Here is a 13,037-nt window from a genome sequence, read left to right as displayed (position 1 = left end):
CGACTGGTCTGCGGTTTCAGGCTGCGGATTGCTTGGAAAGGGCAATGGCGCGGTCGACCATCTGCGGCGCGAGGCCCAGGTAGTTGGCCGGATCGGTCATGCGGTCGATGGTGGCGCGGTCGAAGTGTTGGGTGACCTCGGGCAGCGCGGCGAGCGCGTCGGCCAGCGTTCCGCCGTGTTCGTTGACGGTGCGGCAGGCGTCGTAGACTACGTCGTGCGCCTGCTGGCGGCCGATATGGGGGGCCATGCCCATCATCACGGCCTCGGCCACGATCAGGCCCTTGGAGATGCCCAGGTTGTGCTTCATGCGGGCTTCATCGACGATCAGGCCGCCCAGCGCGAACCTGGCCTGGTGCAGCGCGCCGGCGCTCAGGATGAAGCTCTCGGGGATGGCGATCCATTCCGCATGCCAGGGGCCGGTGGCGCGTTCGAAGTCCTGCACCATCGCGTCGACCATCAGGCCGGCGTGCTGGCGCACCGCCTTGGAGGCCGCCAGCATCAGCTCGCTGGAGATCGGGTTGCGCTTCTGCGGCATGGTGCTGCTGGCGCCACGGCCCTTGACGAAGGGCTCGTAGACCTCGGCGAACTCGGTCGACGCCATGATCATGATGTCGAGCGCGATCTTGCCGAGCGAGCCGGTGATTAGTGCGAGCAGGTTCACTGCCTCGGCAAAGCCGTCGCGCGCCACGTGCCAGGTGGTTGCGGGAACGCCCAGGCCCAGTTCTTCAGCCAGGGCTTCCTGCACGACGAAGCCTTTGTTGTCGCCTTGTCCGCCCAGCGACGCCAGCGTGCCCGCGGCGCCGGCGAATTCGACCACGGCCACGCGGGGGCGCAGTTCTGCCAGGCGCTGCTGGTGGCGGTCGAACATGGCCAGCCAGATCGCCACCTTGTAGCCGAAGGTCACCGGCAGCGCCTGCTGCAGGTGGGTTCGGCCCGCCATCGGGGTGTCGCGGTGCTTCACCGCCAGGTCGGCCAGGATGCCGCGCAGTTCGCGGATATCGGCGTCGATGCTGTCGAGCGCGTCGCGCACCTGCAGCGCGACCGCGGTGTCCATGATGTCTTGCGTGGTGGCGCCCCAGTGCACGTAGCGCCCGGCCTCGCCGCACATCGCTACCAGCTGGTGCACCAGCGGCAGGATCGGATAGCCGACAATGTCGGTCTCCTCGCGCATGTGGTCGAAGTCGATGCGCTCCAGGCGCGATTCGCGGGCGATGACCTCGGCTGCTTCCGCCGGGATCACGCCGACCCTGGCCTCGGCCCTGGCGAGCCCGACCTCGACGTCGATATAGCGCTGGATCAGCGCCACATCGGAGAAGATCTGGCGCATCTTGGCGGTGCCAAAGGCATCGCGGAACAGGATGGAATCAACGACGGTGCTGGCGGTGGGGGCAGAGAACAGGGTCATGGTGCTACCTTGAGGGGAAAGGGGCAGTCCGGTAATATGTTCGAACATATCCACATTAAATATGTTCGAACATATTTAGAAAATGAGGGTTAACCCGCGTTCAATGGTTGTGACGCGGCAGGCGGTCATGAATAAATCCAATCCAGCAGAGATCAGCAGGCAACTTATCGAGGGGATCACCACCGGCCGCTACGCGGTCGGGTCGCTGCTGCCCACCGAATTCGAGCTGTGCGAGCAGTACCAGGCCAGCCGCTACACCATCCGTGCGGTGCTGCAGGAGTTGCAGCAGCTGGGACTGGTGTCGCGGCGCAAGAACGTGGGCACGCGGGTGGAATCGGCCAGGCCGCGGCCGGTGTTCCGGCCGTCGCTGGCGTCGGTGGATGACCTGGTGCAGTTCGGCGCGGAGCACCTGCGCGTGGTGCAGTCGGTCGAGGAGGTTGCCGTGCCGGCCGACGTCGCGGCGGAAATCGGCTGCGCGCCCGGTGCGCGTTGGCTGCGCATCTCTAGCCTGCGCATGGATGGCGGCAAGGACGGCACGCCGATGGCGTGGACCGATGTCTACGTGGATCCTGCCTATGCGGAGATCGGCGAGATGGTGCGGGAGTCGCCCGACACGCTGGTCAGCACGCTGATCGAGTCACGCTATGACCGGCAGATTGCAGAGATCTACCAGGATGTGCGCGCGGTTGCGGTCAGCGACCGGCGCGTTGCTGACGCGCTCAGGCTGGACCCTGGCGCCGCGGCGCTGAAGATCGTGCGGCGCTATATGGATGCGGCCGGCGAGACGTTCGAAGTCTCGGTGACGGTGCATCCCGCGGACAGCTTTTCGGTATCGATGCGCTTGCAGCGCTCGGCCGGCTAATCAGGCCGCGGTTGCTGGGGCGCGGCCGGCAAATGCTGCCTACGGAGTGCGCGCCGCAGGTCTCGTGTCGCGCACCGTGGTCGGGGCGGGGTACACGTCGTCGCTGGGCGCAATCGGTTGACGGGGCGGTGGCGGTGTCGCCGCGGTATCCCGCGGGACTCCCTCGCATCCCGCCAGGGCCGCGGACAGAAGGGCGATGAGGGAGCACACAGCCAAGCCGCAACGGAAGGCGTGACCGGCGCGGGAGAAGAGCGTGCGGTGCTGCATAAGCGGGCCCCAGTGGCAATGGTGATTGTAGCTTAGCCTACTGGCGCACAAAGAAACGTCCCTTGAATGCGTGGTTCAAGCCTGACGTCCCCCCTATCCACCCGACAGTTGAATTTTGGGCCGCGACGGCAAACTCGCAACAAGCCGGGGCAGTGTGTAACGAATCTATAGGTAGTGGCGTATGCGCCATATTAGAGCCGGTGCAAGCAGGTAGAATCGCGCCTTCCGTGGCAATTGCAGCATTCCTATAACAATGAGCCCTCGTCCGTCGCGCCTGCCTTGCATCGACGCCCTGAAAGCGGTCAGCTCCCAGTTGATCGTGCTCCATCACCTGGCCTTCTATGGCCCGATGTCCGATACCGCGTATCGGCTGGCCCCGGGGCTGGTGGACTGGCTGTACGACTACGCCCGCATCGCTGTGCAGGTCTTCCTAGTGATCAGCGGCTTTCTCGCCGCGCGCAGCCTGGCGCCGCATGGCCGGCTGGAGATCCGCCAGCATCCGCTGCTGGTGCTGTGGCGGCGCTACCAGAAGCTGGTGGTGCCCTTTGCCGCGGCGCTGCTGCTCAGCATTGCCGGTGCCGCCCTGGCGCGCCATTGGATGGTGCACGACTCGATCCCCGCGCCGCCCGGCCTGCTGCAGTTCCTGGCGCACGTGACGCTGCTGCATAACGTGCTCGATGTCGATGCGCTCTCGGCCGGGGTCTGGTACGTGGCTATCGACCTGCAGCTGTTTGCGCTGCTGCTGGGCGCGCTGTGGGCCGCGCGCGCCGTGGCGGGCGGGAAAGCGCCGGCGGGTGCCGGGGCCAGCATCGGCATCGTGGCGCTGGTGGCGGTGGCGTCGCTGTTCTGGTTCAACCGCGATGCCGCGTGGGATATCTGGGCCGTGTACTTCTTCGGCGCCTATGGCATGGGGGCGCTGGCCTACTGGGCGTCCAACGCCGGCCGCCCGGTGTTGCCGCTGCTGCTTATCGGCGCGGTCGCGCTGGCGGCGCTGGCGGTGGATTTCCGGCTGCGCATCGCGGTGGCGCTTGCCACTGCGCTGCTGCTGGCGGTGGCGCGCCGCGGCGGCTGGCTGGAGCGCTGGCCGCGGGCGCGCGTGGTCGGCTTCTTCGGGCGCATTTCCTATTCGGTGTTCCTGGTTCACTTTCCGGTTTGCCTGCTGGTCAACGCGCTGGTGTCGAACCTGGCGCCGGGCCAGCCGGTGCTGAACGCGCTCGGCATGGTTGCCGCGTGGGGGCTCAGCAATGTGGCCGGCGTGCTGTTTTATCGCTACATCGAAAGCGCCCAGCCGCTGGCGGCGCTGCGTGCGCTGCTGGGCAACGGCCGCGACCCCGCCGGCCGGCAAAGCGTGTAATGCTTGCAGGCACCGCCGCGCAGCGGCGGCACGGTTTGCCCCGGACGGCGCCGTGCCCGCATGGCCGTGCGCGCCTTTTGTTGGTGCGTATGCACCCGCGATGTCCCGCCGCCGGCACGCGATGCGTGCATGCCGCCAGCGCGGACTTGCGTTCGGCGCCACACACATTGCCGCAACACTCGCGTAAACGGGCATTGGGCGATGGCACAAAGGTTGCCTAGTATGGAATCGTAAACCTGACCATTTGGTCAGGATTCCATCGGGAACCGAGGGTGCCATGTCCGACCATATCGTCCTCACCTCACACGCACGCCGCGACAAGCCGGCCGAGCCCATCCACTGGGGCGCCCCCACGGCGGCCGAGCGCGGGCCGGTCATCGCCAGCCTGGCGAATCCGGCACAGCGCAATGTGATCGGCACTCATGCTGGCGCCTACGCCATCTACCGGGCCCTGGCGGTTGCCGCGGGCGCTTTGCAGCGCGACCATCGCACCGACCTGACCGATACCGCGCCGGCGGAAGCCATTGGGCCGCATCCGCAATGGGGCGACCCGGAGAAAATTGTCTCGCTGGATCCCTGGGGCCACCTGGTTTCCACCGTCTTTGCCGACCGCATCGCGGCCGGCGTGGATATTCGCCCGACCATCGCCGTCACCCGTGCGCATATCAACATGCCGGAGCTGGTGTCGGCCATTGCGGCCGGCCGGCTCAAGCCCGACGGCGACATCCTCCATGCCAATGGCGACGTGCGGGTGACCAAGGCGGCGGTCGACCCGGTGTGGTACCTACCCGGGCTGGCGGCCCGTTTCGGCATCAAGGAAAGCGTGCTGCGCCGCAGCCTGTTCGAGCAGACCGGCGGCATGTTCCCGGAACTGGTGACGCGGCCGGACCTGAAGGTGTTCCTTCCGCCCATCGGCGGCATGACGCTGTACTTCTTCGGCGACGTCAGCCAGCTGGGCAAGCCCGAGACCCGCGTGGCGTGCCGCGTGCACGATGAATGCAACGGATCGGATGTGTTCGGGTCAGACATCTGTACCTGCCGGCCGTATCTGGCACATGGCATCGAGGTGTGCATCGAGATGGCGCAGCAGGGCGGTGTCGGGCTGGTGGTCTACAACCGCAAGGAGGGCCGCGCGCTGGGCGAGGTGACCAAGTTCCTGGTCTACAACGCCCGCAAGCGGCAGGTGGGCGGCGACCGTGCCGAGACTTACTTTGCCCGCACCGAATGCGTGGCAGGCGTGCAGGACATGCGTTTCCAGGAGTTGATGCCGGATGTGTTCCATTGGCTGGGCATCCGCCGCATCGACCGCTGGGCGTCGATGAGCAACATGAAGCATGGCGCGCTGGTGGCGCAGGGCATCGAGGTGGTCGAGCAGGTGGCCATCCCCGAGGCCCTGATCCCCGCCGATGCCCGTGTCGAGATCGATGCCAAGGTGGCCGCCGGCTACTTTACGCACTACACGCCGCCGGATGCGAACGAACTGGCCCTGGCAAAGGGCAGGGGGTTGAACGAATGACGATGTTTCCCGAGGATGGCAAGCCCGGCATGGACCGCCAGGGCACAGGTAACGAGATGCGGCCGGGTGCCGGCTGGCTGAGCCCGGTGCCGGAAGGGCATCCCGCCTCGGCGCTGCTGTGTGCCGAGGCGGTGCGCACGCATTGCGCGGCGGTCACCGAACACGTGGCCAGCGGCGCGTCCGAGCTTTTCACCTGGCATCCGGACCGCGTGCATGCAATTGCCGACTATGTCGCCAGCACCATCCGCCAGCGCTATCCGGACCTGCAGGTGCCGTACCACAGCCGCTGGCGCCATTTTGAAAGTGGCGCCGTCGACCAGCGCGCGGACCGCTGGCAGGTGTTGTGCGAGCGTGCCGCGCTGAGCGGGCCAGAGCACCGCGAGGAGCGCGCCCGCATCGGCATCGACCTGGTCATTCCAAGCGTACTGCTGGATGCCGGCGCCGGCCCGGACTGGCGTTACCGCGATCCGGCCAGCGACCTGGTGCTGACGCGCTCGGAAGGGCTGGGCGTGGCCAGCTTCGTCCTGTTCGCGCGCGGCGGCTTCTCGGCCGCGCCGGGCGATCCGCTGCGCGCGGACGCCGAGCGGCTGCAGCGCATCGATGCCGACAGCATCGCCCACGCCTTCCAGGTCGCGCAGCACAACCCGCTGGTGGGGCTGGAAGGCCGCGCCGGCCTGCTGCGCCGCCTGGGCGAGGTGATGGAGGCGACTCCGGCGCTGTTCGGCCGGCCGGCGCGGCTGGGCAACCTCTACGACTACCTGAAGGCGCATGCGGTCAACGGGCAGCTCGACGCCGGCTTCCTGCTGCGCACGCTGCTGGTCGGCCTGGGGCCGGTATGGCCGGGGCGGATCATTGTCGAAGGCGTTTCGCTGGGCGACTGCTGGCGGCATCCGGCCGCGCCGGGCGGGCTGGTACCGTTCCACAAGCTCACGCAATGGCTGACCTATTCACTGCTGGAGCCGCTGGAAGACGCCGGCCTGACCGTGACCGGGCTGGACGCGCTGACGGGCCTGCCCGAATACCGCAACGGCGGCCTGCTCTACGACTTCGAGCTGATGGTGCCGCGCGACCCCGGTTTTGCCGCCGTGCCGCATGCGGTGGATGAGCCCGTGATCGTCGAATGGCGCGCGCTGACAGTGACCGGCCTGGACCTGGTGGCCGACGGCGTGCGCCAGGCGCTTGGCTTGCAGGAAGAAAATTTCCCGCTTGCGCGCGTGCTGGAAGGCGGCACCTGGGCGGCGGGGCGCCGCATTGCCGCCAAGCGGCGCCCGGGTGGCGCGCCGCCGTTCGCCATCATCAGCGACGGCACCGTGTTCTGAGCACGTCGGCCGCCAGGCGGCCGACGTTGCTGGCAGGCATTGCATGTGAAACGTGGCATCAGGAGCGTCACCATGAACGACATGTCCGCTGTTCCCGCTGTTGACCCACTCGATGCCGATGCTGCCGGCCTGCCCGGCGTGCTGGTCGTCGACCACCCGCTGGTGCAGCACAAGGTCACCCTGGTGCGCAGCGAGGAGACCACCACCGACAACTTCCGCCGGCTGGTGCGCGAAATCAGCCAGTTGCTGACCTACGAAGCCACGCGCGACCTGGCCATGGAGACCGTCGCCATCCGCACGCCGATCGCGCCGATGCAGTCGCGGGTGCTGTCCGGCAAGAAGCTGTGCCTGGTGTCGATCCTGCGCGCGGGCAACGGCTTTATCGACGGCATGCTGGAACTGCTGCCGGCGGCGCGCGTCGGGCATATCGGCCTGTACCGCGACCCCGAGACGCTGGAGCCGATCGAGTACTACTTCAAGATGCCGGAAGACATCCAGGAGCGCATGGTGATCGTGGTGGACCCGATGCTAGCCACCGGCAACTCGGCCATCGCCGCGCTGAACCGCCTGAAAGAGGCCGGCGTCACCACCATGAAGTACGTGTGCCTGATCGCCTCGCGCCCCGGGCTGCGCGCGCTGCGTGCAGCGCACCCTGAGGTCGGCATCGTCACCGCGGCCATCGACGACACGCTCAACGAGCACGGGTATATCGTGCCCGGGCTGGGCGACGCCGGCGACCGCCTCTACGGCACGCGCTGATGGACGCGCCCGCCAGCGCCACGGCGCGGCGCCCGCTACCCGCGTGCGATGCCCCGGGCGGGCGCATCCGGCAGGAGAACCAGGCCATGATCCTGCACGCGGCCGAGCATGTCTTCGCGCGCGCGGGCTTTGCCGGCGCCACCATGGCCGAGATCGCAATGCGCGCCGGCGTGCCAAAGTCCAACCTGCATTACTACTTCCGCACCAAGCAGGCGCTGTACCGCGCCGTGCTGGCGCATACGCTGCAGCTGTGGCTGTCGGAGACCGATATCATCCGCGCCGAGCTGCCGCCGCAGGTGGCGCTGGAACAATACATCCGCGCCAAGATGCGGCTGTCGGCCAGTCATCCGGATGCATCGCGCGTATTTGCCAATGAACTGCTGCACGGCGCGCATGAGATCGGCGAGGTCCTGCGGCAGGTGCTGCGCGAGCTGGTGTCGCGCAAGGCGGCGGTGGTGCAGCAGTGGATCGACCGCGGCCAGATGGCGCCGGTCGACCCGCAGCACCTGTTCTTCACGATCTGGGCGGCCACGCAGACCTATGCGGATTTCGAGTCGCAGGTATGCGCGGTGCTCGGCGTCAGCCAGCTGAAGCAGCAGGACTATGCGCAGGCCACCGAGCACCTGGTGGCGCTGCTGCTGCGCGGCTGCGGACTCGAGCCCGAGCCTGCGGCGCCCGACCGGCGCGTATGACGCCTGGACCCGCCCACCGTGGCGCCCGAGCCGGCGCCGTGAGAACATCGCCGTGCCTGCTGCCTGAGAGACCCCCATGCTCGACCTGATCCTGCGGCATTGCAACCTGCCCGACGGGCGCACCGACATCGATATCGGCATTGCCGCAGGCCGCATCGCCGCGGTTGAGCCGGCACTGGCTGCACGCGCCGCCGAGGAGATCGATGCGGCCGGCCAGTTGGTGACGCCGCCGTTCGTCGATGCGCACTTCCATATGGACGCCACGCTGTCGTACGGTCTGCCGCGCGTGAACCAGTCGGGCACGCTGCTCGAAGGCATTGCGCTGTGGGGCGAGCTCAAGCCGATGCTGACGCAGGAAGCGCTGGTCGAGCGCGCACTGGCCTATTGCGACTGGGCGGTGGCGCGCGGGCTGCTGGCGATCCGCTCGCATGTGGACGTGTGTGATCCGCGGCTGCTGGCGGTGGAGGCGCTGCTGCACGTGCGCGAGCGCGTGCGTCCTTACCTGGACCTGCAGCTGGTGGCGTTCCCGCAGGACGGGGTGCTGCGCGCGCCCGGCGCGCTGGACAACCTGAAGCGCGCGCTGGACATGGGCGTCGACGTGGTCGGCGGCATCCCGCATTTCGAGCGCACCATGGCGCAGGGCGCCGAATCGGTCCGGCTGCTGTGCGAACTGGCGGCGGACCGCGGCCTGCGCGTCGACATGCATTGCGACGAGAGCGACGACCCGCTGTCGCGCCATATCGAGACGCTGGCCAGCGAGTCCGTCCGGCTCGGCCTGCAGGGCAGGGTGGCGGGCTCGCACCTGACTTCGATGCATTCCATGGACAACTACTACGTGTCCAAGCTGATCCCGCTGATGCGCGAGGCCGGCGTGGCGGCGATCGCCAATCCGCTGATCAACATCACGCTGCAGGGGCGGCACGATACCTATCCGCGGCGCCGCGGCATGACGCGCGTGCCGGAGTTGCTGGAGGCCGGCGTGCGGGTGGCGTTCGGCCACGATTGCGTGATGGATCCGTGGTACAGCCTCGGCTCCGGCGACATGCTGGAAGTGGCGCACATGGGGCTGCACGTTGCGCAGATGACCGGGCAGGAGGCCATGCGCGCCTGCTTTGCCGCGGTGACCGCCACGCCCGCGCAGATCCTGGGGCTGGACGGCTACGGCGTGGCGCCTGGCTGCCGCGCCGACCTGGTGCTGCTGCAGGCGCGCGACCCGGTGGAGGCGATCCGCCTGCGCGCCACGCGCCTGCGGGTACTGCGTGCCGGCAAGTCCATCGCCAGCACGCCCCCGGCGATGGCCACGCTGGACCTGCCTGGCCGGCCGGCGCAGGTGGACTTCCTGCGGCACGGCGGCGGGCAATAGGGAGCACAAATTTTTTGCGCCAAGGAGTTGACAGTCCCTGTCGGGCTCGGCATAATTTCGTTCTTCGCATCGCGGCAGCAATGCAGCGAAACGAAGCCCAGATGGCGGAATTGGTAGACGCACTAGGTTCAGGTCCTAGCGGTGGCAACACTGTGGAGGTTCGAGTCCTCTTCTGGGCACCAATATTTAGAAAGGCTCGCGCAAGCGAGCCTTTCTTCGTTTCAGCCGGCGTAGGTGACCGAGTCCTTGCCGGGCACCGGCCTCGGATATCTGGAAGAAACCCGCAGCGATGCGGGTTTTTTTCGTCCATCGTTTCCGTGCTGGTTCCGGGGTCGGCCTGGTTCAGCCGGTTGCTACCCCTTCCTCGCGCTGTGCCTCGCGAACGCAGTTGCGCCCTTCGGCCTTGGCGCGGTACATGGCAGCGTCGGCCGCGCCGAATAGCCGCTGCCAGTGGCGCTCGCCGCCGCGTCCGATGGCCACGCCGAAGCTGGCGGTGACGCGCAGCTGGGTGGTGCTGGACAGGTAGACCGGGCGGGATGCGACTTCCGCGCGCAGGGTCTCGGCCAGCGCGGCGGCCTCGCCCGGCCTGCCGTGCGGCAGCAGCAGCGCGAACTCCTCACCGCCGAAGCGTGCCAGCACGCCTTCGGGCGGCACCAGCGCGCGCATCATCGCAGCGAGGTCGCGCAGCACTTGGTCGCCGGCGGCATGGCCGTGGCGGTCGTTGATCTGCTTGAAGCGGTCCACGTCGATCAGCACCAGGCTGGCGCTGTCGTGTGCCGCGTACTGCGCGGCCACCAGCTCCAGCGCGCGCCGGTTCAGCAGCCCGGTCAGGCTGTCGGTGCGCGCCTGGTGTTCCAGTTGCGCGGTCAGCGAGGCGCGCTCGCGCAGCTTGCGGCGCAGGATCTCGATGGCATCGAACAGGCGCCGCATCTCCGCCGCGGGCCTGGTGGACGCCGCTGGCGCAGCGTAGTGCGGGTGGCCGCGCGCCTCGGCCAGGCCGATCACTTCGTCGCCGGCTTGCAGCAGCGGCAGGAACACCGAGCGCTGCGTGAACACCAGCACGTATCCCAGCACGGCAAGGATCAGCGCCGACGTGCCGCACGCGGCCGTCAGCTCGCGCAGCGCCTGTGCGCGCGTTGCGGTGAAATGCGCGACCACCTCATCCAGGAATACGCTGCGCAGCCGCTCCAGCGGCTCCAGCGTGCGCACATAGCGGTTGGTCAGCTCCGTCGGCGTCATCGAGTAATGGCCCGACACGCGGCCCTGCGCAACCAGGCTGTCGATCATGGCCAGGCCCTGGCCGAAGAACTGGTGGCTGGCGTCGGCGTATGCCTGCTCCAGCGCGGGCACGGCGCCGAACATGTTGTACGCCGGCCCTGCCAGCTGCCATAGCTCAAGCAGCCGGCCGCGCGAGCGCGTGGCATCCACCAGGCTCTGCACCGGCATCGGCTGGCGCGCCGCCACGGGCGCCATGATTTGCGAGGCGATGCGCCCGCCATACTCGCGCAGGTCGCCCAGCATCCTGCCTGTCAGGGCCGGCGCCGCCAGGCCGTCGTCGCAGGCGGAGAGCTCGCGTACCTGCCAGGCGAGGGCCGGCTGCAGCGCGTCCACGACCTCGAACATGCTTTCGATGGCGTGTCGGATCTCGTCCATGTCACGGTCCTGGCGCGGGCGCCCGGCGAGATCGTCGATCTCGGCCCGCGCCCGCGCCAGGCGTTCGCGCACGCGCTCGACCATCAGCGGCGGCAGGTGGTGGTGGTGCAGGCCGAAGGGTGCCGGCGGCGGCGCGGCCAAGCGCGCCAGCGCGGCGTCGCTGCGGGCGCGGAAGGTTTGCAGGCGTTCGCGCGCGGCGGTGTGGGGCGAGGGTGGCTCTCCCAGCACGCTGTTGGCCGGTCCGCGTTCAGCGGACAGCACGTTGGCGGCGTCCAGCAACTCGCGGTACGCCGAGATGTCGTACAGGTTCTGCCGGGCCGAGGTGAAGTCGCCATACGAGCGGGCCATCACCAGCGCGGCGAGCACCAGGGTGCAGAGCCCGCCGACCGCCGTGGCGATCGCCAGCTTGCGCTTCAGGCTGCGGCTGCGCCCGGCTGGCGGCGCCATGCCCCCGGGCTCGGACTCACGCCGGCGCGCACGTCGCCACAAGGCCATAAGGTTTGCTCCCGGCGGCAGCATGCCGGGCTATGTCTGCAAGATTTGTCATGACCGCCATTATTGACGAAAAGGCGCAGCGGCCAGGCCAAATTTGCTGGCCGACAGCGTCGCGCGGGGCGCGCGCGGCCGAACACTCCCGGCTAACGCTGGCAGGGCATTTGACCTATGCTCAAACTCATCGGGCAGGCACATATAACGTCCGAAGGTGGTTGCCATGACTACGGTCTTGTCATCGAGAGAAAGGGAGGCGGGGACTTGCCCCGGGTGGCACGCACGTGCTGCGCACCCCGGCATGGTCCTGCATCACCTGCAGTACAGCGTCATCCTGGCCATGCTGATGTGTGCACTGGCCCATGCAGAGGACGCCGTTCCGGAAAACCATGGCGTCTCCGGCTGGGACCAGCCGCTGCAGACGCAACCCGGGCAGGCCGTCATGGCCGACGTGCCTGATCTGCTGGTTGCCGACACCGCTTCTCCTGCCTGGTCCGCCACGCCCGCCGAGCCCGTCACCGTCGAGTATGCCGCGCTGTCGCCGTCGTCCCCATCCGCGTTAACGCTTGCCACCGGCGCCGGGCCCGATGACGATGCTCCCGGTCTTGCCGCGGTGGACCGTGAAACCGCCGCCATGGAGCGCCCGCGCCGGGTGTCGCTGCACCTGGACGACATCACCACCGCAGGCGGTTTTACCGACAGCCGCATGCGCACCATGGCGCTGGCGGTCGATGCCGTGGTGCCGCGCGCAGGCGGGCTGACCATACAGCCGCGCTTGCAGCTGGCCTACCAGCCTGGCACGTCTCCCGTCTCCGGCATGCCGATGGAAGCCATGCCCGGCGATGCCAGCGCCGCCGGTATCGGCGTGCGCCTGTACGGCGCGCAGCCGACGCGGCTGGCCGGCATCTATCCCTTCGTCGAGGCAGACTGGTGGCAGGACAGCCGCAAGCAGGTCATCAACATCAACGGCACCAAGATCGATGCCGACCTGCTGCGCGGGCTGTTCTCCTTCAACATCGGCGCGCATGGCAATACGTCGACCGGCATGAAGCTATGGTTCAAGGTGAGGGCAGGGCGCAACCCGGGCGGAACGGTCGGGGCGCGCTATCGGTGGTAGGGGTGGTAACAGGGAGGGCGGCGCCAAATGCGAGCGCCGCAATGAAAAAAGGGCTTCCGGAAACGGAAGCCCTTTTTCTTTCTGCATAGGTGGCGCGGCTGGCAGGATTCGAACCCACGACCCCTTGGTTCGTAGCCAAGTACTCTATCCAACTGAGCTACAGCCGCACACGAGAGGCGCCATTGTAGCGCAATTTCTGGTTTGCGCAAGCCCCCCGCCAAAAAACTTCAACTGGCCCCGA

Annotated in this window: 10 protein-coding genes and 2 tRNA genes; 9 read left to right on the top strand and 3 right to left on the bottom strand. The window is 68.1% G+C overall.

The window, feature by feature from the left end; genetic code table 11:
* Positions 1-16: 16 nt before the first annotated feature.
* Complete coding sequence (locus KB879_RS13180) at positions 17-1,405, bottom strand: adenylosuccinate lyase family protein (RefSeq protein WP_153953466.1); 1,389 nt, start codon at positions 1,403-1,405, stop codon at positions 17-19.
* 127 nt (positions 1,406-1,532) lie between these two features.
* Here KB879_RS13180 and KB879_RS13175 point away from each other — a divergent pair, with 127 nt between their 5' ends.
* The 8 genes from KB879_RS13175 (at position 1,533) to KB879_RS13140 (ending at position 9,719) form a co-directional block, all read left to right on the top strand.
* Entirely contained in the window at positions 1,533-2,267 is a 735-nt protein-coding gene (locus tag KB879_RS13175) for a GntR family transcriptional regulator (protein ID WP_041228907.1), read from the top strand.
* A gap of 520 nt (positions 2,268-2,787) precedes the next feature.
* Positions 2,788-3,888, top strand: a complete 1,101-nt coding sequence (locus KB879_RS13170) for an acyltransferase (RefSeq protein WP_211981643.1) — start codon at positions 2,788-2,790, stop codon at positions 3,886-3,888.
* A 277-nt stretch (positions 3,889-4,165) separates the two neighbouring features.
* Positions 4,166-5,404 carry a GTP cyclohydrolase II gene (locus KB879_RS13165; RefSeq protein ID WP_013953242.1) on the top strand — a complete coding sequence of 413 codons (1,239 nt, stop codon included), beginning with the start codon at positions 4,166-4,168 and terminating at the stop codon, positions 5,402-5,404.
* A complete protein-coding gene (locus tag KB879_RS13160; protein WP_013953241.1) occupies positions 5,401-6,723 on the top strand; it encodes a URC4/urg3 family protein in 1,323 nt (440 codons plus the stop codon). Before KB879_RS13165 ends, KB879_RS13160 begins: the two co-directional genes overlap by 4 nt.
* Positions 6,724-6,795: 72 nt before the next feature.
* On the top strand, positions 6,796-7,482 hold the full coding sequence (upp, locus tag KB879_RS13155; protein WP_013953240.1) for a uracil phosphoribosyltransferase: 687 nt from the start codon (positions 6,796-6,798) through the stop codon (positions 7,480-7,482).
* The gene (locus KB879_RS13150; RefSeq protein ID WP_013953239.1) at positions 7,482-8,174 is read left to right on the top strand and encodes a TetR/AcrR family transcriptional regulator; all 693 of its coding nucleotides are present in this window, start codon (positions 7,482-7,484) and stop codon (positions 8,172-8,174) included. The genes upp and KB879_RS13150 overlap by 1 nt, the downstream gene beginning before the upstream one ends.
* 76 nt (positions 8,175-8,250) lie before the next feature.
* A complete protein-coding gene (locus KB879_RS13145) occupies positions 8,251-9,537 on the top strand; it encodes an amidohydrolase family protein (protein ID WP_153953467.1) in 1,287 nt (428 codons plus the stop codon).
* A gap of 95 nt (positions 9,538-9,632) precedes the next feature.
* Positions 9,633-9,719: transfer RNA gene (locus KB879_RS13140), tRNA-Leu, on the top strand.
* A gap of 160 nt (positions 9,720-9,879) precedes the next feature.
* Here KB879_RS13140 and KB879_RS13135 read toward each other — a convergent pair.
* Entirely contained in the window at positions 9,880-11,685 is a 1,806-nt protein-coding gene (locus tag KB879_RS13135) for a GGDEF domain-containing protein (RefSeq protein WP_013953237.1), read from the bottom strand.
* A gap of 217 nt (positions 11,686-11,902) precedes the next feature.
* On the opposite strand from KB879_RS13135, the gene KB879_RS13130 reads away from it, so the two are divergent.
* Positions 11,903-12,796, top strand: coding sequence for a hydrolase (locus tag KB879_RS13130; RefSeq protein WP_013953236.1), 894 nt, complete (start codon positions 11,903-11,905; stop codon positions 12,794-12,796).
* A gap of 90 nt (positions 12,797-12,886) precedes the next feature.
* Here KB879_RS13130 and KB879_RS13125 read toward each other — a convergent pair.
* Positions 12,887-12,963: transfer RNA gene (locus KB879_RS13125), tRNA-Arg, on the bottom strand.
* Positions 12,964-13,037: the final 74 nt, after the last annotated feature.

This window comes from Cupriavidus sp. KK10 (genome assembly GCF_018223725.1).
GTDB classification, from domain to species: Bacteria; Pseudomonadota; Gammaproteobacteria; order Burkholderiales; family Burkholderiaceae; genus Cupriavidus; species Cupriavidus necator.
The sequence above is the reverse complement of the archived record's forward strand: the minus strand, read 5'-3'. Positions and strand labels throughout refer to the sequence as shown.